The following is a 21,341-nucleotide window of genomic DNA, read 5'->3' as shown; positions in this document are numbered from 1 at the left end:
GGAATCTTGTCAAAATATTTGTTGAAACCAAAGTTTGTTTTAAATTTGCACGCTCAAATGCGGTACTGGCCTATGGTGTAATTGGTAACACAGCTGGTTTTGGTCCAGTCGTTCAAGGTTCGAGTCCTTGTAGGCCAACAAAAAGCCTCCTTATATTACAACTATATAGGAGGTTTTTTATTTGTAGGTAATGTCTTTGTTTACTTCAAAAATTTTTCGGCAAGAACAATTTTGGCAACCCCTTTGATTTTTATATTTCTACAGTTTCGAGTTTGTTAGGGATTACCAATTTTTACTTGTTTAAATATGATGTATGCCTATCACTGGAACCAAGAGCCTAATAGTATATCATTGGCGGGTGTTAGATTTCTTTTTAGAAGATGGTCTATATTGTTCTTAAATAATAGAAGTCACTACTAATAGTTTGCAAACAGTAACTTTGTTGAATATGAAATTTGAACTGAATAAAGCAATTCCCGTATTGGAAAAAACCCCTTTGGTCATAAGAACGTTACTACGGGATTTACCTTTGGAATGGATTCTGGAAAACGAGGGTAAAGATACGTGGAGTCCGTTCGATGTTATTGGACATCTTATCCATGGTGAAAAAACGGATTGGATGGTTCGGACAGAACTTATTTTGGAAGATGGTACCCCAAAGACTTTTCAACCTTTTGATAGATTTGCACAATTTGAAAACTCCAAGGACAAAAATCTTGAAGACTTATTTGATGAGTTTGAAGAATTGCGAAAAAACAATCTAACAAGTTTAAAATCAAAAAACCTTACATCTAAAGATTTGGATCGTATTGGTGTTCATCCTGAACTTGGCGAGGTTACCTTGGCCCAGCTTCTCTCTGCCTGGGTGGTTCATGACTTGGGGCACATTGCTCAAATCTCTAGGGTAATGGCCAAACAGTATAAGTCTGAGGTAGGGCCATGGCCAAAATACCTTACCATTTTAAACCATATTCCAAAGGAATAACCTAACTCAACCTTGTATTTTAAGGAACTGAACTTTCTGGGTTTCTGGCTTGTTTTAAACATTAAATTTATTGTATATTTGCACCACTGAACGGATAAAAAGTTATTCATGAGGGGACTTCTAGTCCCCTCTTTTATTACTTATTTTTATGTTTAAGGAAAAAGTAGCATCATTATTAAATAAGGCTTTGGAAGAAAACCCTTCCTTGTTTTTGATTGATTTTACTGTGGGTGGAGACAACACGATACGTGTGGTTTTGGATGGCGATAACGGAATCAATCTACAGGATTGTATGAATGTAAGTAGGGCCATTGAACATAACCTAGATCGTGAAGAAGAGGATTTCTCATTGGAAGTTACTTCTGCTGGAGCTGCCTCTCCTTTGGAATTGCCCCGTCAGTATAAAAAAAACATAGGCAGAAAATTAAAGGTCAGGACTGTGGGGGAAGAGTTGGAAGGAAATCTGACAAATGCCACCGATGATACGATTACCTTAGAGTGGAAGGCTCGTGAGCCCAAACCAGTTGGTAAAGGAAAAATAACGGTTCAGAAAAAGCGGGATATTGCATTTTCTGATATCCATGAAGCAAAAGTTATTATAAAATTTTAATTGTAGTATAAAAATGGAAAACCTAGCGCTCATCGAATCCTTTTCAGAATTTAAGGACGATAAGTTTATTGATAGGGTAACCCTTATGGCGATTTTGGAAGATGTTTTCCGAAATGCCCTTAAAAAGAAATTTGGTTCCGATGAAAATTTTGACATCATTATCAACCCAGATAAAGGTGATTTGGAAATTTGGAGAAACCGTATTGTGGTCGAGGATGGAGAAGTGGAAGAGCCCAATGAGGAAATTTCTTTGACCGAGGCTAGAAAAATAGAGCCGGATTTTGAAGTTGGCGAGGACGTATCTGAAGAAGTGAAGTTAATCGATTTGGGACGACGGGCTATTTTGGCCTTGCGTCAAAACTTGATTTCCAAAATCCATGAGCATGATAACACTACAATCTACAAGCAGTTCAAGGACTTAGAAGGAGAGATTTATACCGCTGAGGTACATCATATTCGTCATAAAGCAATTATTTTGTTGGATGACGAAGGAAATGAAATTATACTTCCAAAGGAAAAACAGATTCCATCAGATTTTTTCAGAAAAGGCGATAATGTTCGTGGTGTAATTGAAAGTGTTGAGCTGAAAGGGAACAAGCCTGCAATCATCATGTCAAGGACTTCGCCATCTTTCTTGGAGCAATTATTTTTCCAAGAAATTCCTGAAGTGTTCGACGGACTGATTACAATAAAGAAGGCAGTTCGAATCCCTGGGGAAAAAGCAAAGGTTGCTGTAGATTCATATGATGATAGAATTGACCCAGTAGGAGCTTGTGTGGGAATGAAAGGTTCACGGATTCATGGTATTGTACGTGAATTGGGCAATGAAAACATTGATGTTATCAACTGGACAAATAATTCACAGTTAATGGTGACAAGGGCATTGAGTCCGGCTAGAGTATCATCTGTGAAATTAAATGACGAGAAGAAAACAGCTCAAGTCTACCTTAAGCCAGAGGAGGTTTCCAAAGCTATCGGTAGAGGCGGACATAATATTCGATTGGCCGGACAATTAACTGGTTATGAGATAGATGTGTTTAGGGAAGGTGTGGAAGAAGATGTTGAGCTGACCGAGTTTTCGGATGAAATAGAAGCATGGGTTATTGATGAATTCAAGAAGATTGGATTGGATACTGCACGAAGTGTCTTGGAACAAGATGTCAATGACTTGATAAAGCGAACTGATTTAGAAGAAGAAACTGTTCAGGATGTAGTGCGCATCCTTAAAGAAGAGTTTGAAGATTAAGCTATATATTAGCGGCAAATTTTTAGGGTAAGGAAATACAATTTATGGCAGGAAACCCAACAATAAGACTTAATAAAGTTCTCAGGGAATTGAACATTTCACTGGATAGGGCTGTAGAACACCTTTCTTCCATGGGTCATGATGTGGAAGCAAGACCTACAACAAAAATTTCAGATGAGGTGTATCAGGTGCTGTTGGATGAATTCCAGACGGATAAAAGCAAAAAGGTAGCCTCGAAAGAAGTTGGTGAGGAAAAGCGTAAAGAGAAAGAAGCTCTTAGAGTTCAAATTGAACAAGAGCAGGAAGAACGCAGACTTGCCAGAGAGCGAAGGAATGCGGAACACGTTATAAAAGCCAAAGTAGAGTTGTCTGGTCCTAAAAAGGTTGGCAAAATTGATTTAGATAAAAAACCAGAGAAGCCAAAGGCGGAAAAAGCACCTGAGGTTGTAGAGGAACCAAAGGTTGTGGAGCCTGTTAAAGAAGAGGTTAAATCATCGCCAGAGGTTATTGCCGAAATAGAAATAAAACCAGAGGTAGAACCAAAGAAAGAAACGGCTAAACCAGTTGAAAAAGCTATTGAATCCAAAAAAGAATCTGAAGAGGAGCCTAAAGAACCAGAGGCTATTCAGACCCAATATAAAAAACTTAGTGGGCCTAAGATTACTGGAGATAAAATAGATCTTGCCCAATTCAATAAGCCAAAGAAAAAGAAAGAAGAACCTAAAAAGGCCGCTTCATCAAATTCTGATGCAAGTGCAGATAGGAGAAAGCGAAGAAAGCGTATTATTAGCAAAAACCCATCTCAATCAGCAGGTGGAAACCGTCCTCCAAATAGGGGTGGAGCCAATGGACCAGGTAGAAGAGGGGCTCAACGTTCTGGAGCTCCAAAAGTTGAGCCAACGGAAGAAGAAGTACAAAAACAGGTACGGGAAACCCTTGAAAAACTTCAAGGTAAATCCAACAAAGGTAAAGGGGCCAAATATAGAAGGGAGAAAAGAGATCAGCACCGTCAGCAGACAGAGAAAGATCTTGAACAGCAAGAGCTTGAAAGTAAAATCCTAAAAGTAACCGAATTCGTTACGGTGAATGAGGTTGCTACATTGATGGAAGTTTCTACTACCCAGATTATATCTGCTTGTATGTCATTGGGTATCATGGTAACTATGAACCAGCGTTTGGATGCAGAAACACTCTCTATTGTTGCGGAAGAATTTGGATATGAGGTTGAGTTTATTACCGCGGAAATAGAAGAATCTATTGAAGAAGAAGTAGATGCTCCTGAAGATTTAAAACCAAGAGCTCCCATTGTTACCGTTATGGGGCATGTGGATCACGGTAAAACATCTTTGCTGGATCATATACGGGAAGAAAATGTAATTGCAGGTGAAAGTGGTGGGATTACCCAGCATATTGGTGCTTATGGGGTTACATTAAAGGACGGACAAAAAATTGCATTTTTAGATACACCGGGTCACGAAGCCTTTACGGCGATGCGTGCTCGTGGTGCTCAAGTAACTGACATAGCTATAATTGTTGTTGCGGCAGATGATGATATCATGCCTCAAACAAAAGAAGCAATCAGTCATGCCCAAGCGGCGGGCGTTCCAATTGTTTTCGCTATTAATAAGATTGATAGGCCAGCGGCCAATCCTGAGAAGATTAAGGAAGGTCTTGCTGCTATGAACTTGTTGGTTGAAGATTGGGGCGGTAAAATACAATCCCATGACATTTCCGCAAAAACAGGAGAAGGGGTAAACGAGCTATTGGAAAAAGTGCTTTTGGAAGCTGAATTGCTGGAATTGAAAGCAAATCCAGATAGATTGGCTTCTGGTACAGTCGTTGAAGCTTATCTGGATAAGGGTAGGGGGTATGTGTCCACTATTTTGGTGCAATCCGGAACCCTTCAAATAGGAGATTATGTGTTGGCGGGAACTTGTAGTGGTAAAGTAAAAGCCATGCAAGATGAACGTGGTAAGGATATTAAAAAAGCTGGTCCTGCTACGCCAATTTCAATTTTAGGATTGGACGGTGCTCCGCAGGCAGGTGATAAGTTCAGTGTGTTGGATGATGAGCGTGAAGCAAAACAAATTGCAACCAAGCGTTCGCAATTGCAACGTGAGCAATCTGTTCGTACACAACGACACATTACTTTGGATGAGATAGGTAGGCGTATTGCCTTAGGTGACTTCCAAGAATTGAACATTATCCTTAAGGGTGATGTGGATGGTTCCGTTGAGGCATTGACAGACTCGTTCCAAAAATTATCTACGGATGAAATACAGGTCAACATTATTCATAAAGGCGTAGGTGCAATTACCGAATCTGATGTATTATTGGCCAGTGCTTCCGATGCAATTATAATTGGTTTTAATGTAAGGCCAATGGGCAATGCACGTATGGTTGCTGATAAGGAGGAGATTGATATTAGAATGTATTCCATTATCTATGATGCCATCAACGACCTCAAGGACGCAATGGAAGGTATGCTGTCTCCTGAAATGAAGGAAGAGATTACCGGTAATGCAGAGATTAGGGAAACCTTCAAGATTTCCAAGATCGGAACCATTGCAGGTTGTATGGTGACCAGTGGTAAAGTCTTTAGAAACTCGCAAATTCGTTTGATAAGAGATGGTGTTGTAATCTATACCGGTGAATTGGCATCACTTAAACGATTTAAGGATGATGCTAAAGAAGTGTCTAAAGGATACGATTGTGGTCTACAGATTAAAAACTACAATGATATCAAGGAAGGGGATATTGTAGAAGCCTTCCAAGAAGTAGCTGTCAAGAAAAAACTATAAGAGGAATAATAGATTAGAAATAAAAAATCCCGCCTAAGCGGGATTTTTTATTTTATCTAGAATTGGTTTCAGGTTTCAAGAGCATTGCATCTGGATATTTTTTTCGTACCTCCAGATATTTCCGCTCTGCTTCCAACTTCGTTTTGAACTTGCCCAAACGTACCCTGTAGGTAGGAGATTCAAACTCAATTTTGGAATACCATGTAGGAAAATCAATGTCTATTTTGGATTTTAGGTTTTGAGCTTTTTGGTAGCTCCCAAAACCTACCTGTATTTGATAAAAATCTGCCTTCGAATTAACTTCTGCATATACCTTCATTAGTTCATCAATTCGTGGGTCTTGTTCAACAGTAACACTGCCTTCCTGAGCGGAAAGTTGAACCGTGAAACCTATCAAGAATGTTATAATTACTAGGGTTTTCATGAGATATGACTGCTTTTCCATTCTTTGCTACTACAAATGTAAATTTTTATGTTTTAAACAAGGTGCTCGCAGCTTATTTAGAATCCGTATAAATTAGTTATTATAGATCCCTTAACATTTTAAAAAATCACTCTATGTCGTATTTTTGTGACCGATTTTAGCATGGTGAAAGGCTATAACACTCAATATCAGTAGTAATAACCGTGCCAAAGATTTCGACAGAAATTTCGTTAATATGAAAAAGGTTTTATACCGCCATCTATTTTCTAAAGTCTTAGGTTTATCCCTCCTATTTTTTTCCACTTCATTTTATGCGCAAGAAGAAGCTGTTGTCTCAGAAGTTGTAGCTGAAGACGCAAATGCATCGGGAGGTGATGTCGCTAAGGGTAAGCAGTTGTTCAATCAAAATTGTGCTGCCTGTCATGCACTAAACCGTAAAATGACGGGTCCTGCATTGGCCAATGTGGAGTCCAGATTATTGGAAGACGAAGGTTTGGATAAAGAATGGCTTTACGCTTGGATCAAGAACAGTCCGGGGATGATTAAGTCAGGCGATGCATATGCCAATAAAATTTACGCAGAGTACAATCAAGCGGCAATGACGGCCTTTCCTACATTGTCAAATGCTGATATTGATGATATACTGGCCTATACAGCTGCTCCACCACCGGCACCTGTTACTGCTGTAGCAGTTGCTTCTGAAGGTGGAGAAACAGGTTCTGGTAGTGGTATATCAAATGAAATTATTCTAGGTGCCTTGGCACTTGTTTTTGGTCTTTTAGTCATCATGCTGATTTTGGTGAACAATACGTTAAGACGTATTGCCGAAGCGAATGGTGTGGTATTGGAAAAAGAAAAAGTTGAAAAGCGAACACCAATCTGGAAAGCTTTTGCCCAAAATCAGTTTTTGGTTTTGGTAAGTGTTATCTTCTTATTGCTGGCAAGTGCTTACTTTGCTTATGGTTGGATGATGCAGGTGGGTGTTGATCAAGGATATGCACCTGTGCAGCCTATTCATTATTCGCACAAAATACATGCTGGAGACAATAAAATTGAATGTAAATATTGTCATTCATCGGCGCGAGTTTCAAAACATTCTGGAATACCGGCATTGAATGTTTGTATGAACTGTCATAAATCTATCTATGAGTACAAAGGCAATCCTGAAGGACCAAGTGCGGAAGATTTAGCAAATGGCTATACCAACGAATTTTATACTGGAGAGATTAAGAAATTGTACAAAGCTGTTGGATGGGACGAGGAGAATCAAAAGTATACTGGTGAAAGTCAACCTGTAGAATGGGTGAGAATCCATAACCTGCCAGACTTTGCCTATTTTAATCACTCACAGCACGTTTCTGTTGGAGGTATTGAATGTCAAACATGTCATGGTCCGGTTGAGGAAATGGAAGTAATGTACCAATTTGCTCCGTTAACAATGGGATGGTGTATCAACTGTCACAGAGAGACGGAAGTTAAGGTTGAGGACAATGCGTACTATGCAGCTATTCATGAGGAACTTTCAAAGAAGTATGGAGTTGATAACCTGACAGTAGCTATGATGGGTGGTTTGGAATGTGGTAAGTGTCACTATTAAGAATTAAAAGAAGATAATCTCAGATATATCGTATGGCATCAAACAAAAAATATTGGAAAAGTGAAGCGGAGTTAAATCCGAACGATTCCATTGTTGAGGCGCTAAGACAAAACGAATTTACAGAACAGATTCCCGTTGATGAGTTTTTGGGCGACAAGGAAAATTTGTCAGCCTCCAGTACTAATAGGAGGGACTTCTTAAAATATGTTGGCTTTAGTACGGCCGCAGCAACAGTTGCTGCCTGTGAAGGACCTGTTCGTAAATCTATTCCCTATGTGGTGCAACCGGACAGCATTGTCCCGGGAGTTGCCAACTACTATGCCACCACAATTGCTGATGGATATGATTTTGCCAGCATCTTGGTAAAAACTAGGGAAGGAAGACCTATTAAGATTGAAAATAATACAGATGCTAAAGTGAATGGAAGTGCGAATGCACGTGTTCAGGCTTCGGTATTATCCTTATATGATAGCACAAGGGTTCAAGGGCCATCCGCAAATGGCGAAGCCATTGATTGGAAAGATTTGGATAACAGGATTAAAGGCGGTCTTGCGGCTGCAAAAAATTCTGGTAAGCAAATAGTGTTGTTGACCCAAACCTATGCCAGTCCATCAACAGATAGGTTGATTGCTGATTTTAAGGCAGCCTATGGTGAAAATGTAAGCCATGTAGTGTATGATGCTATCTCTGAAGATGCCGCACTAGATGCTTTTAATGCTGCTTACGGAGAAAGAGCTCTTGCAGATTATGATTTTGAAAAAGCAGATTTGATTGTCTCTTTTGGTGCTGATTTCTTAGGAGATTGGCAAGGCGGGGGATATGATGGTGGATATGCGAAAGGACGTGTTCCAAAACATGGAAAGATGTCCAAGCATATTCAGATGGAATCCAATATGTCCTTGACCGGGGCAAATGCGGACAAGCGCTATCCAATGACACCTACACAACAAAAAATTGCCTTGGCAAAGTTGTACGGCAAATTAAATGGCAGCAATGTTGGTGGAGGAACTTCAGATGTTGATGAAGCTGTTGATGCTGTGGCGGCTCAAATTAGAAAGGCTGGAAGCAAAGCTGTTGTTGTTACAGGGTTAAATGATATTAACGCACAAACCGTAGTGCTTGCTATCAATCAATTGTTGGCAAGTGAAGCATTTGACACAGAGAATCCAAAATATGTGCGCCAAGGTAGCATTGCAAAAGTGAACAAATTGGTTTCAGATATGAATGCTGGCCGTGTTGGAGCTTTGATTATTGATGGTGTGAATCCAGCGTATTCATTGCCAAATGCTGCTGACTTTATCTCTGGTCTTGAAAAAGTAAGTGTTTCAGTTGATTTTGCTTTTAATAATGATGAAACCGCACAAGCGGTGAAGTATGTAGCGGCAGCTTCCCATTATTTAGAATCTTGGGGTGATGCACAATTGAAAAAAGGACAATACAGTTTAATGCAGCCTGCTATTCGTGAGCTTTTTGATACAAGACAGTTTCAGTCAGCTTTGTTGACTTGGATGGGCAGTGAGCAAACCTATTACGAATATATTAAGGACACTTGGAGTACGAATGTATTGCAAGGTTCAGATTGGAATAAAGCATTGCAAGATGGTGTATTTGTTGCCCCGATTGTTGAGGAATCAGCTGAACAACCTTTGGTTGCAACTAGTGAGCAGAGTGCTGAAGAAGCACAGCCTAGCATCGCTCCAATTGCTTCGGCTATACGTTCCTTAGTAAACACTACAAGTTCTGGAGTAGAGATGGTTCTTTATTCCAAAGTTGGAATGGGGGATGGTAGACAGGCCAGTAACCCGTGGTTGCAAGAATTCCCGGATCCAGTTTCTAGGGTTTCTTGGGATAACTATGTTAGTGTTGCTAAAGCAGATGCGGAAAGATTGGAACTTGAGAATTTCAATGTTGCAAATGGAGGCTTAAACGGAAGCTATGTTAATTTAACAGTTAACGGAGTTACTGTGAATAACGTTCCTGTTATCATCCAGCCTGGACAAGCTATCGGTACGGTTGGACTTTCCTTTGGATATGGAAAGAAAGCTGGTATGAAGGCCGAAATGGCCACAGGCGTAAATGCTTTCGCACTTTATAATAATTTTTCCGATGTACAATCGGTTAGTATAGAAAAAGCTGAAGGAATCCATGAATTTGCATGTGTTCAGCTACAAAAAACATTGATGGGTAGAGGGGATATCATCAAGGAAACTACCTTGGAAATCTTCAATACAAAGGATGTTCATGAATGGAATGCAATTCCACAGGTATCCAAAGACCATCAAGAAATCCCTGTTACATCGCCAGATGCGGATTTATGGCAAGAGTTTGACCGCTCAATCGGTCATCACTTTAACTTGTCCATCGATTTGAATTCTTGTACAGGTTGTGGAGCTTGTGTTATTGCCTGTCATGCAGAGAATAATGTTCCTGTTGTTGGAAAAGAAGAGATTAGAAAGTCTAGGGATATGCATTGGTTGCGTATTGATAGATACTATTCCTCTGAAGAGACTTTTGAGCAGGATAACGACAAGAAAGATAACATGGATGGCCTATGGGGCGATAATGGTTCCTTAGGTGGATTTAGAGAGATGGAAGATCCTTCCGTGAATCCACAAGTGGCATTTCAACCTGTTATGTGTCAGCATTGTAACCACGCTCCTTGTGAAACGGTCTGTCCAGTTGCGGCAACGTCACACGGAAGACAAGGTCAAAATCAAATGGCATACAACCGTTGTGTGGGTACCAGATATTGTGCCAACAACTGTCCATACAAAGTAAGAAGGTTCAATTGGTTCTTGTATAGTGATAATGACGAGTTCAACTTCAACATGAACAATGACCTTGGTAAAATGGTTATCAATCCAGACGTTAATGTGCGTTCCAGAGGGGTAATGGAAAAATGTTCTATGTGTATTCAGATGACACAGAAGACCATTTTAGATGCTAAGAGAGATGGACGTGCAATTAAAGATGGCGAATTCCAAACGGCTTGTTCCGCCGCATGTAGCAGTGGAGCTATGGTATTTGGAGATATCAATGATGATCACAGTAAGGTTGCCGAGTTGAAAGAAGATGATAGAATGTATCACTTATTAGAGCATGTGGGGACAAAACCAAATGTGTTCTACCATGTTAAAGTGAGAAACACCAACGAGGCTTAATCAATAAATAAGAAGTAACTAGAAGATAAATTATGGCGTCGCATTACGAAGCACCTATTCGAAAGCCCTTAGTACTTGGAGACAAAGGTTACCATGATGTTACCGTGGATATCGCTGCTCCTGTAGAGGGAAAGGCCAACAAACATTGGTGGATTGTATTTACCATTGCTTTAGTTGCATTCCTTTGGGGTCTAGGATGTATTATTTATACCATTTCTACAGGTATTGGAGTTTGGGGTCTTAATAAGACGGTAAACTGGGCCTGGGATATTACAAACTTTGTTTGGTGGGTAGGTATTGGTCACGCAGGAACCTTGATTTCAGCAGTATTGCTGTTATTCAGACAAAAATGGAGAATGGCAATTAACCGTTCTGCGGAAGCAATGACCATTTTCTCTGTTATCCAGGCAGGTTTGTTTCCAATTATTCACATGGGTCGCCCATGGTTGGCCTATTGGGTACTTCCCATTCCAAACCAATTTGGTTCGTTATGGGTAAACTTTAACTCGCCATTGCTTTGGGATGTATTTGCGATTTCAACCTATCTATCCGTTTCCTTGGTATTCTGGTGGACAGGATTATTGCCAGATTTTGCCATGATTCGTGATAGGGCGGTAAAACCGTTCCAGAAGAAAATATATAGCTTGTTAAGCTTCGGTTGGACAGGTAGGGCCAAAGATTGGCAACGTTTTGAAGAAGTATCTTTGGTTTTGGCAGGTTTGGCAACACCACTTGTACTTTCAGTACACACCATTGTATCGTTTGACTTTGCCACTTCGGTGATTCCAGGTTGGCATACAACCATATTCCCACCGTATTTTGTTGCGGGTGCAATTTTCTCAGGATTCGCTATGGTGAACACACTTCTTATTATTATGAGAAAAGTGTGTAGCCTTGAAGCATACATAACCGTACAGCATATTGAATTGATGAACATTGTAATCATGATTACAGGTTCAATTGTTGGATGTGCCTATATCACCGAGTTGTTTATTGCTTGGTATTCTGGAGTTGAATACGAACAGTATGCATTTTTAAATAGGGCAACAGGACCTTACTGGTGGGCTTATTGGTCTATGATGACTTGTAATGTGTTTTCACCACAGTTTATGTGGTTCAAAAAATTGCGTACAAGTATCATGTTCTCATTCTTCATTTCAATTGTTGTAAACATAGGGATGTGGTTTGAGCGATTTGTGATCATTGTAACTTCATTGCATAGAGATTACTTGCCTTCATCTTGGACAATGTTCTCTCCAACATTTGTGGATATTGGAATATTTATAGGTACCATAGGTTTCTTCTTTGTATTGTTCCTATTATATTCAAGAACATTCCCTGTAATTGCACAGGCAGAGGTTAAATCAATTTTGAAAGCTTCAGGGGAGAAGTACAAGAAACTAAGGGATGCTGGAAAACCTTTATATGAAATGCCAGCTAAGGCCGGTGCTAAAAAGGAAAAAGCTCCAAAGGCAGAAAAACCTAAATCAGATGAGAAGCAAGTTTCCTCGCTACTGGATGCCATTGGTTCCTTTGATGCAGATACGGAAACTGCCGATGATTTGAAAAAAGTTAAGGGAATAGGACCTCAAATGGAGCAAACCTTGAACCAAATAGGAATTTTTACGTTTGCGCAAGTAAGTAAAATGACTAAAAAAGAATATGACTTGTTAGACTCCATCACTGGTTCGTTCCCTGGAAGGGCGCAACGTGATGATTGGGCAGGACAGGCAAAAAAATTAAACGCTAAAAAATAATTATGGCATCAAAAGTTATACAGGCACTTTATACCGATGATGATATCTTGATGCATGCCGTAAAGAAGGTTAGGGCAGAGCACCATCATATTGAAGAAGTGTATACACCTTTCCCAGTGCATGGTTTGGATAAGGCAATGGGCTTGGAAGATACCCGAATAGCAATTACTTCCTTTATGTATGGATGTTTGGGACTTACCGTGGCCATTGTTATGATGAACTATATCATGATTGAGGATTGGCCCCAGGATATTGGCGGTAAACCAAGTTTTAGTTATTTGGAGAATATGCCGGCCTTTGTTCCTATTATGTTTGAATTGACGGTTTTCTTTGCAGCGCATTTAATGGTAATTACATTTTATTTAAGAAGTAGAATGTGGCCCTTTAAAAAAGCTGAAAATCCAGATGTGAGAACAACGGATGACCATTTTTTAATGGAATTGGGCATTCATGATAATGAAAAGGAACTTACAGCATTGTTGTGGGATACTGGAGCTGTGGAAATAAATGTTACAGAAAAGGATTCTTAAAAATATGAAGCATTTAGGTAAAATAAGTGTTGTCTTGGTTTTGGTTTTGTCTATGGCCGCTTGTGCTGACAAGAACAGTCCAAACTATCAGTATATGCCAAACATGTACGAGCCTGTAGGTTATGAAACCTATCAGGGAGTAGATAATGGATTGTTCCCCAATGGAACAGAAGCTATGCTTCCAGCGGAAAATACAATCTCAAGAGGCTATATGCCATACAAGTTTGAAAATACTCCGGAAGGCAAAGAATTGGCAAGATTAAATGTGAGTCCTTTGGATTCACTGCAAAGCGAAGCCAATTTAGCTACGGGGAAAGAGCTCTATGATATTTATTGCGCCATTTGTCACGGACCAAAAGGTAAAGGACAGGGTACTTTGGTAAAAAGAGAAAAAATATTGGGTGTTCCCAGTTATGATGATGTTGCACGTAACATTACCGTGGGAACCACATACCATACTATTTATTACGGTTTAAATTCCATGGGTTCTTATGCGGCCCAGTTTGCCAATGAAGAGGAGATGTGGCAAGTTTCGGAATACGTAATGAAATTAAAGGAAGACCTAACAAAATAATTGGATAAGAGGATACTATGTACACGTTTTCAAACAGACTAAAAATAGGATCTTTCATTGCAATGGCAGTTGGATTGATTTGTTTAGCAACAGGTTTTTTATCTGCTCCCAGTACTGTGGAAGAAGCCAAGGCAATGGTGGCTTCAGCACATGGTGATGGTCACGGAGGTGGACATGGCGAAGAAGCCTCAAGCCATGCTGCAGAAGGAGATCATGCAGAAAAGGATACACACGGTGAAGCTGCAGCACATGGAGAGGAGCATGATGCTTCGCATGACGAACATGTATTGCATCAATTACAGAATAGACCTTGGTCTGCATTATATGTTGCGGCCTTTTTCTTCTTTATGATATCCTTGGGTGTTTTGGCTTTTTATGCTATTCAGCGTGCTGCCCAGGCAGGTTGGTCACCCCTATTATTTCGTGTAATGGAAGGAATTACGGCTTATATCGTACCAGGCGGAATCATAGTATTTGTGATTTTGGTACTTTCTGTATTGCATATGAATCACATGTTTGTATGGATGGATGCTGATGTAGTTGCCCATGACAAACTATTACAAGGAAAAGCAGGATACTTAAACCCTACTTTCTTTTTGGTTCGTGCGGCCATTTTCTTGGGAGGTTGGATTTTCTATCGTGAGTATTCCAGAAAACTTTCATTGGCACAGGATGAATCTGACGATAATTCAAACTTTAAATTGAATTTCAGAATTTCCGCTGCTTTCTTGGTTTTCTATTTGATTACGGAATCCATGATGTCTTGGGATTGGATCATGAGTGTGGACCCACACTGGTTTAGTACCCTATTTGGATGGTATGTTTTTGCCAGTATGTTTGTTTCAGGGATTACCGTAATAGCAATGGTTGCTATTTACCTGAAATCAAAAGGACATTTAGAGGATGTAAACGATAGTCATATTCATGATTTGGCAAAATTCATGTTCGGTATCAGTATTTTTTGGACCTACCTGTGGTTTTCTCAATTTATGTTGATTTGGTATGCCAACATCCCAGAAGAAGTAACCTATTTTATTACAAGAATAGAAGATTATAAATTACCATTCTTTGGAATGCTTGCCATGAACTTTATATTCCCATTGTTGGTATTGATGAACAGTGATTACAAAAGGGTAAACTGGTTTGTTATCATGGCCGGTATTGTAGTGCTTTTTGGTCACTATATGGATGTGTTCAATATGATTATGCCTGCAACGGTTGGAGATCAATGGTATATAGGATTACCTGAAATTGGAGGAATATTGTTCTTTGGAGGATTGTTTGTGTATTGGGTATTCAACACCCTTACAAAACAACCATTACAACCAAAGCGCAATCCATTTATTGAAGAGAGTAGACAATTTCATTATTAATACGATTAAGTCTTAGAAAGATATACAATGACTGCATTATTAACATTGACTGTTTTAGTACTGGTAGCAATCGCAATCTGGCAGATGACCAAGATTTTTGAATTGTCTCAACTGAAAGCAGAAAGTACGGAGGTAGCCACGGATTCAGATAATAACTACAATGGTTATTTGTTGTTCGGATTCCTGATTTTTATCTACGGAATAACCATATTTAGCTTTGCTAAGTACAACAAAGTACTTTTGCCAGAAGCATCTTCAGCCCATGGTGGTGACTATGATCAATTAATGTGGGTATCCTTTGCCATTATCTTTTTTGTGCAGACCATCACACAGGCATTGTTGCATTATTTTGGCTATAAATATCGTGGGAAAAAAGGTCAAAAAGCTCTGTTCTTTGCAGATAACGACCGGTTGGAGTTCATTTGGACCATTATTCCAGTTATAGTTTTGGCAGGTTTAATTCTATGGGGATTGTATTCGTGGACCAATATTATGGACATAAATGATGATGATGACCCACTTATTGTAGAACTATATGCACAACAATTTAATTGGTCTGCTCGCTACGGTGGAGAAGATAATGTTCTAGGTGATGCCAGCGTAAGATTAATTGATATTGATAGGGCAAACGTTCTTGGTTTGGACGAAGCTGACCCAAATGGAGCAGACGATATTATAGTGAAAGAATTGCATCTTCCGGTTGGACGAAAAGTTAACTTTATGATGCGTTCACAAGATGTATTGCATTCTGCATATATGCCACACTTTAGAGCGCAGATGAACTGTGTTCCTGGTATGATAACACAATTTTCATTCACACCAACAATAACAACAGAAGAAATTAGATTAAATCCTGATGTAATTGAGAAGGTTAAAAGGACCAATGCCATTAGAGCAAAGCGCGCCGCAGCGGGAGAACCAAATTCGGATCCATGGGAATATGATTACATTTTACTTTGTAACAAAATCTGTGGAAAATCGCACTATAACATGCAAATGAAAATTATAGTGGAAACAGAAGAGGAATATAATAAATGGATTGCCGAGCAAGCTACTTTTAAAGAAACGCTTGCAACAGTTGAATAAGTTAGGCTAGGAAAAGAACTATAATAAAATTTAAAAAGATTATGTCAGCTACTGAACACGGACACGAGGATCACGGACATCATCATAAAGAAACCTTCGTTACCAAATACATCTTCAGTCAAGACCATAAGATGATTGCTAAGCAATATCTTATTACGGGTGTTTTGATTATGGGCTTCATCGGAATTGCAATGTCATTGCTATTTAGAATGCAATTGGCATGGCCTGGGGAATCTTTTTCCGTCTTTGAAGCGTTTCTAGGGAAATGGGCTCCTGGTGGAGTTATGGATGCTGACATTTACCTGGCATTGGTTACCATGCACGGTACTATTATGGTCTTCTTTGTGCTTACTGCTGGGTTGAGTGGTACTTTTAGTAATTTATTGATTCCATTGCAGATTGGCGCTCGTGACATGGCCTCAGGCTTCCTGAATATGCTTTCCTTTTGGATGTTCTTTGTATCTGCCGTTATCATGGTGATTTCATTGTTTGTTGAAGCAGGTCCTGCAGCAGCTGGATGGACTATTTACCCTCCACTTAGTGCATTGCCAATGGCGCAACCGGGCTCCGGAGCAGGTATGACACTCTGGTTGGTTTCTATGGCAATATTTATTGCATCATCCCTATTGGGTTCATTGAACTATATAGTTACTGTCCTTAACCTAAGAACAAAGGGAATGTCAATGACGCGTTTACCTTTGACCATTTGGGCGTTTTTTGTGACAGCTGTAATTGGGGTAATTTCTTTCCCAGTGCTACTTTCCGCAGCATTGCTGTTGATTATGGACAGAAGTTTTGGAACATCATTTTTCCTATCAGATATTTTTATTCAAGGAGAAGTATTACACTATCAAGGAGGATCACCAGTATTGTTTGAACACTTATTTTGGTTCTTGGGTCATCCAGAAGTATACATTGTTATTCTACCAGCTATGGGGATAGTGTCCGAAGTAATGGCTGTTAACGCTCGTAAACCTATCTTTGGATATAGAGCAATGATTGCCTCTATTTTGGCCATTGCATTCTTATCGACCATTGTTTGGGGACACCATATGTTCATTTCAGGGATGAACCCGTTTTTGGGGTCTGTCTTTACATTTACAACATTATTGATTGCCATTCCATCAGCAGTAAAAGCATTCAACTGGATTACTACCTTATGGAAAGGAAATCTGCAACTAAACCCTGGAATGCTTTTTTCAATAGGAATGGTGTCAACCTTTATTACAGGTGGTCTTACCGGTATAATATTGGGTGATAGTACATTGGACATTAATGTACATGATACGTATTTTGTAGTGGCCCACTTCCACTTGGTAATGGGTATATCAGCATTGTACGGACTTTTTGCAGGGGTTTACCATTGGTTCCCTAAAATGTTCGAAGGTAAGATGATGAACAAAAACTTAGGCTATGTCCACTTTTGGATTACGGCCATTGGATCATATGGAATATTCTTCCCAATGCATTTTGTGGGTATGGCCGGTGTACCTCGAAGATATTATGAGAATACAGCGTTTCCAATGTTTGATGAACTTACCAATGTTCAGGTATTGATGACGGTTTTTGCAATAATAACTGCAGGTGCACAATTGGTATTTGCCTTCAATTTTATTAGAAGTATTTTCTACGGAAAAAAAGGCCCCTTAAATCCATGGAAAGCCACTACTTTGGAATGGACAGCTCCACAGGAACATATTCATGGTAACTGGCCAGGTGCAATTCCACATGTACACCGTTGGGCATATGACTATAGTAAAACACATGAAAATGGTGAGTATATTCTTCCGGGTCAGGATTTTGTTCCACAGACCGTTCCGCTTCAGGACAATGAAGAAGAACTGAATCATTAAAACTTTACATAAAGAAAACCCATCCCACTCGGATGGGTTTTTTGTTTATGGAGTTTGGTACGGCAATTGTTATTTGTAATATCTTTAAGAACCTTAAATCAAACACTTGTGAAAAATCTTATAGTATTACTTCTATTGTTGTGCCAAGTAATGGTGCTGGCACAACGCAAACCCAAAATAAAAGGAAGTCGAATTGTTTCCGAGGTGAACGAGGAACTACCTGCTTTTAATGCAATTCAACTTAACGACAATCTAGATATCAAATTGAAAAAATCCTTTGGTCCAGGGTATACTATTGTGGCGGATGATAATTTGATAGACATCTTGAAATTTAGGGTAGAGGATAGCACGTTGGTGGTAAGTGCTTTCTATGATGTAACTGCCAAAAAGCAATTTGACATTACGATAAATTATACAGAACTAAGGGCAATCACTGTTAAAGAGGGTAGCATTATCTCAGATGATATTATAAATAGCGATGAGTTGTTTGTTGATGCCTTTGCAGATGCCAGACTGAATTTAAAGGCAAGCGCTGCGGTAATGGATATTAATTTGGAAGATAATAGCAAAGGAGACTTTAACGTAGATGTTGACTCACTGAATGTTGGATTGACCAATAGAGCTGAAGCTTACATCTATTCCGTAAATGAAGTGAGTGTGGTTGATTTGGATGGGAATGGATCTTTGACTTACGAAGGGACCTCAGATAGAATAGCAATTGACCTAACTGGAAATTCAAAATACAAAGGCGAGAAAATGGAAGCGGGAACAATACATGCGAAGCTTGAAAATACGGCAAACGCGCGCATGTACGCGTACCGTGATTTAGAGCTCTCCGCCAAAGGAAATTCCAGGGTTTACCTATATGGGAACCCTAAAATTACAATTCTTGAGTTTTTGGATACTTCCCAACTCATTAAGAAGGTAGAGTGAGTTGCACTATTTGGCGATTGGAGCGGTAATGCAGTGTTCCGGTATACCAAACCCATCTACCAAAACTTCAACGTGCGGGCGAAGTTCAGTGGACAAGCGTTCTACGCGTTGCCGAATTGCTTTGGATTTAGTTCCACTAAAATACCCCTGCTCCAAAAACCAACCCGTATCAGCATGAAGTTGGTGCAATGCATAAAGTGTTCCCAGCTTATCCAATAAAATTTTATGCTTTTTATCGGTAACCGAAGCACAAAATTCATTGTATATCTCGTAGGCCAATTCTACACTATAAGCTTTTCCCAAAGCCAGCAAATGGGTCTGGACTTTTAAAAACGCTTGATAGGATGGAATCCCTTTTTTGATATAACTTCGTATACGCATGGCCAATGTATAGGTAAGTCTGCGGGTTCTATAATTAAATGCATGCCGGTGAAATTTTGGATTATATAGATGTTCCTTGTCCACTTTATTCGAATAAATAGGATTGATGGTACTCAATTTATCTGCAAGTTGGCTTCGCAATAATTTTAAAACCGAAGTAAAACCAGCACTATTGAATTCCGCTTTAAAATCCGATAAAACCCCTTTGGCTGCCAATTGAAGTAAAACGTTATTGTCCCCTTCAAAAGTGGTAAATATATCCACATCCCCTTTTAGGTCTGCAATTCTATTTTCCAATAGATACCCTTTTCCACCACAAGCTTCTCTACACTCTTGAATGGTGTCATTTGCAAACCAGGTAATGATGGATTTAAGGCCAGCGACTTGGGTTTCTATTTTTCTTTTATCAGGTTGTGAATCATCGCTGTATCGTTTCATCATTTCCTCCAAAGTAACATGATAAATATATGCACTTGCAATTGCAGGAGTAAGTCGTAATTGATGCGTAGGGTAATCCATAATAAGATCTTCCTGAACCTTTACGCTGTCATTGAATTGCCTTCTGTTCAAGGCATGCTTAACCGCAATGGTCAATGCCATTTTTGCACCACCAACGCCTCCTTTTGCTACGCATATACGGCCACCAACCAAAGTGCCGAGCATGGTGAAAAATCGTTTATTGGGGTTCTTGATTGCTGAAAAGTAAGTTCCATCATCTCTGATTTCGCCGTATTTGTTCAATAAATTTTCACGAGGAACAGCAACTTGGTTAAACCAAATTTTACCATTGTCAACACCGTTTAAGCCAAGTTTATAGCCATTGTCTTCAATCGTGATACCATTCAATATAGTATTGTTTTTATCCCGTACAGGAACCAAAATGGCATGGACTCCTTCATTCTTGCCATCCACAATCAACTGTGCAAAAACGGATGCCATGGTTGAGTGCAGCGCATTGCCAATATATTCTTTATTGTCGTTTTTGCCTGGCGTATGAATTATAATTGAGTCGTTTTTTTTGTCATAAGTGGCTGTGGTTTTAATACCTCTAACATTGGAACCGTGTCCAGTTTCCGTCATTGCAAAACAACCCAACAGTTTTGCCTTGCCTGTATCGGTCAAGTATTGGTCATGATGTTTTTTAGTACCCAATTTTTGAATGCTACCCCCAAAAAGTCCAAATTGAACCCCAAATTTTATCGCTAGGCTGCCATCAACAAACATAAGGTGTTCAAAAATTGCTGCATAAGCTGGCATATTTCCGGTTCCGCCATATTCTGGACTGAACGCCATGGCACCATAACCCTTGTCGCCTAATAACTGAACCTGCTGCAATACTTTTCCTCTAAAATCTTCTTTGTTTCTAAGAACATCCCATTGAAAAATAGGTTGATTCAGAATATCACGAAAATCATCGACCGCCATAGAATGTGGCCCTTTTAAAATAGTATCAAGTGCGTTGGAATCATAAAAATTGGATGATTTATGGTGTATGACTTCAACATCGAATAAATGATTGTAATGGTTGGGTTGTATCCCCAAATTAATTTCAATATGTTTTAAATGGTCGTTGAAATCGCAATTATCACATTGTAAATTCCCGAAGCGTTGACTTAGTGATGTTAGTGGATAGGTATCACTTTCAATCAATTTAACATTGGAATTTGATATGGTGTGTTTCCAACTTTTCAATACGTTATCAGCAGGCGGGTTCTCCCGGTCCAACCAACGTGAAAGTTGATTTTTTTCATCAACATTAAGCGCTGCGTCCAACTCAATTGTTTTTTTGACTACGGATATTTCGGAGGCCGAAAGTAAATCATCGGACCAGATGACATAAAAAAAAGGGATGTATTGCAGAATGCCTAAGGAATAATCGGATTTAACCATAAAACGCTAAGTTGAAGAAATAGTATTTTTTTTGACGTAACTAATTTAAGGTATAGAATTTTAAGATAGATACTTCAATTCCTATACTTCAGCATTTTAGATAAAATGGTTTCTAGCACATCTGGTTTTCAACTATATTT

The 21,341-nt window shown here is 39.4% G+C and carries 15 protein-coding genes and 1 tRNA gene; 14 read left to right on the top strand and 2 right to left on the bottom strand.

Features of this window, described 5'->3' with window-relative positions; translation table 11 throughout:
• The first annotated feature begins 66 nt into the window (after positions 1-66).
• The 5 genes from AAY42_RS09165 (at position 67) to infB (ending at position 5,642) form a co-directional block, all read left to right on the top strand.
• Positions 67-138, top strand: a tRNA-Gln gene (locus tag AAY42_RS09165).
• A gap of 310 nt (positions 139-448) precedes the next feature.
• Positions 449-985: a DinB family protein gene (locus AAY42_RS09160; RefSeq protein ID WP_055394429.1), complete on the top strand. Its 537-nt coding sequence runs from the start codon at positions 449-451 to the stop codon at positions 983-985.
• A gap of 148 nt (positions 986-1,133) precedes the next feature.
• A complete protein-coding gene (rimP, locus tag AAY42_RS09155; protein WP_055394428.1) occupies positions 1,134-1,595 on the top strand; it encodes a ribosome assembly cofactor RimP in 462 nt (153 codons plus the stop codon).
• 13 nt (positions 1,596-1,608) lie between these two features.
• Positions 1,609-2,841: a transcription termination factor NusA gene (gene nusA, locus AAY42_RS09150; protein ID WP_055394426.1), complete on the top strand. Its 1,233-nt coding sequence runs from the start codon at positions 1,609-1,611 to the stop codon at positions 2,839-2,841.
• 44 nt (positions 2,842-2,885) lie between these two features.
• A complete protein-coding gene (gene infB, locus AAY42_RS09145; RefSeq protein WP_055394424.1) occupies positions 2,886-5,642 on the top strand; it encodes a translation initiation factor IF-2 in 2,757 nt (918 codons plus the stop codon).
• 52 nt (positions 5,643-5,694) lie between these two features.
• On the opposite strand, the gene AAY42_RS09140 is transcribed toward infB, so the two are convergent.
• Positions 5,695-6,066, bottom strand: coding sequence for an SPOR domain-containing protein (locus tag AAY42_RS09140; RefSeq protein ID WP_055394422.1), 372 nt, complete (start codon positions 6,064-6,066; stop codon positions 5,695-5,697).
• Positions 6,067-6,301: 235 nt separating this feature from the next.
• Here AAY42_RS09140 and AAY42_RS09135 point away from each other — a divergent pair, with 235 nt between their 5' ends.
• The 9 genes from AAY42_RS09135 to AAY42_RS09095 all read left to right on the top strand — a co-directional run bounded on the left by AAY42_RS09135 (position 6,302) and on the right by AAY42_RS09095 (position 18,930).
• Positions 6,302-7,663 carry a c-type cytochrome gene (locus tag AAY42_RS09135; RefSeq protein ID WP_055394420.1) on the top strand — a complete coding sequence of 454 codons (1,362 nt, stop codon included), beginning with the start codon at positions 6,302-6,304 and terminating at the stop codon, positions 7,661-7,663.
• Between the two features lie 32 nt (positions 7,664-7,695).
• Positions 7,696-10,824 carry a TAT-variant-translocated molybdopterin oxidoreductase gene (locus AAY42_RS09130; protein ID WP_055394418.1) on the top strand — a complete coding sequence of 1,043 codons (3,129 nt, stop codon included), beginning with the start codon at positions 7,696-7,698 and terminating at the stop codon, positions 10,822-10,824.
• A gap of 32 nt (positions 10,825-10,856) precedes the next feature.
• A complete protein-coding gene (nrfD, locus tag AAY42_RS09125; protein ID WP_082433384.1) occupies positions 10,857-12,581 on the top strand; it encodes an NrfD/PsrC family molybdoenzyme membrane anchor subunit in 1,725 nt (574 codons plus the stop codon).
• A gap of 2 nt (positions 12,582-12,583) precedes the next feature.
• Positions 12,584-13,111 (top strand): DUF3341 domain-containing protein, encoded by a 528-nt coding sequence (locus AAY42_RS09120; protein WP_055394416.1) that lies wholly within the window; start codon positions 12,584-12,586, stop codon positions 13,109-13,111.
• A 4-nt stretch (positions 13,112-13,115) separates the two neighbouring features.
• Positions 13,116-13,685: a c-type cytochrome gene (locus AAY42_RS09115; RefSeq protein ID WP_055397828.1), complete on the top strand. Its 570-nt coding sequence runs from the start codon at positions 13,116-13,118 to the stop codon at positions 13,683-13,685.
• 17 nt (positions 13,686-13,702) lie between these two features.
• Entirely contained in the window at positions 13,703-15,058 is a 1,356-nt protein-coding gene (locus AAY42_RS09110; RefSeq protein WP_055394414.1) for a hypothetical protein, read from the top strand.
• Between the two features lie 27 nt (positions 15,059-15,085).
• Positions 15,086-16,144, top strand: coding sequence for a cytochrome c oxidase subunit II (locus AAY42_RS09105; protein WP_055394412.1), 1,059 nt, complete (start codon positions 15,086-15,088; stop codon positions 16,142-16,144).
• Positions 16,145-16,185: 41 nt separating this feature from the next.
• On the top strand, positions 16,186-17,997 hold the full coding sequence (locus tag AAY42_RS09100; RefSeq protein WP_055394410.1) for a cytochrome c oxidase subunit I: 1,812 nt from the start codon (positions 16,186-16,188) through the stop codon (positions 17,995-17,997).
• Positions 17,998-18,105: 108 nt separating this feature from the next.
• Positions 18,106-18,930 (top strand): GIN domain-containing protein, encoded by an 825-nt coding sequence (locus AAY42_RS09095; protein ID WP_245625607.1) that lies wholly within the window; start codon positions 18,106-18,108, stop codon positions 18,928-18,930.
• 6 nt (positions 18,931-18,936) lie between these two features.
• Here the strand turns inward: AAY42_RS09095 and AAY42_RS09090 are convergent, their stop codons facing one another.
• A complete protein-coding gene (locus tag AAY42_RS09090) occupies positions 18,937-21,201 on the bottom strand; it encodes an acyl-CoA dehydrogenase family protein (protein ID WP_055394406.1) in 2,265 nt (754 codons plus the stop codon).
• Between the last annotated feature and the right edge of the window lie 140 nt (positions 21,202-21,341).

Origin of the sequence: Flagellimonas eckloniae (assembly GCF_001413955.1) — a bacterium.
Classification (GTDB): Bacteria; Bacteroidota; Bacteroidia; order Flavobacteriales; family Flavobacteriaceae; genus Flagellimonas; species Flagellimonas eckloniae.
Note: the sequence above shows the minus strand (reverse complement) of the source record. Positions and strands in the feature narration are given on the sequence as shown.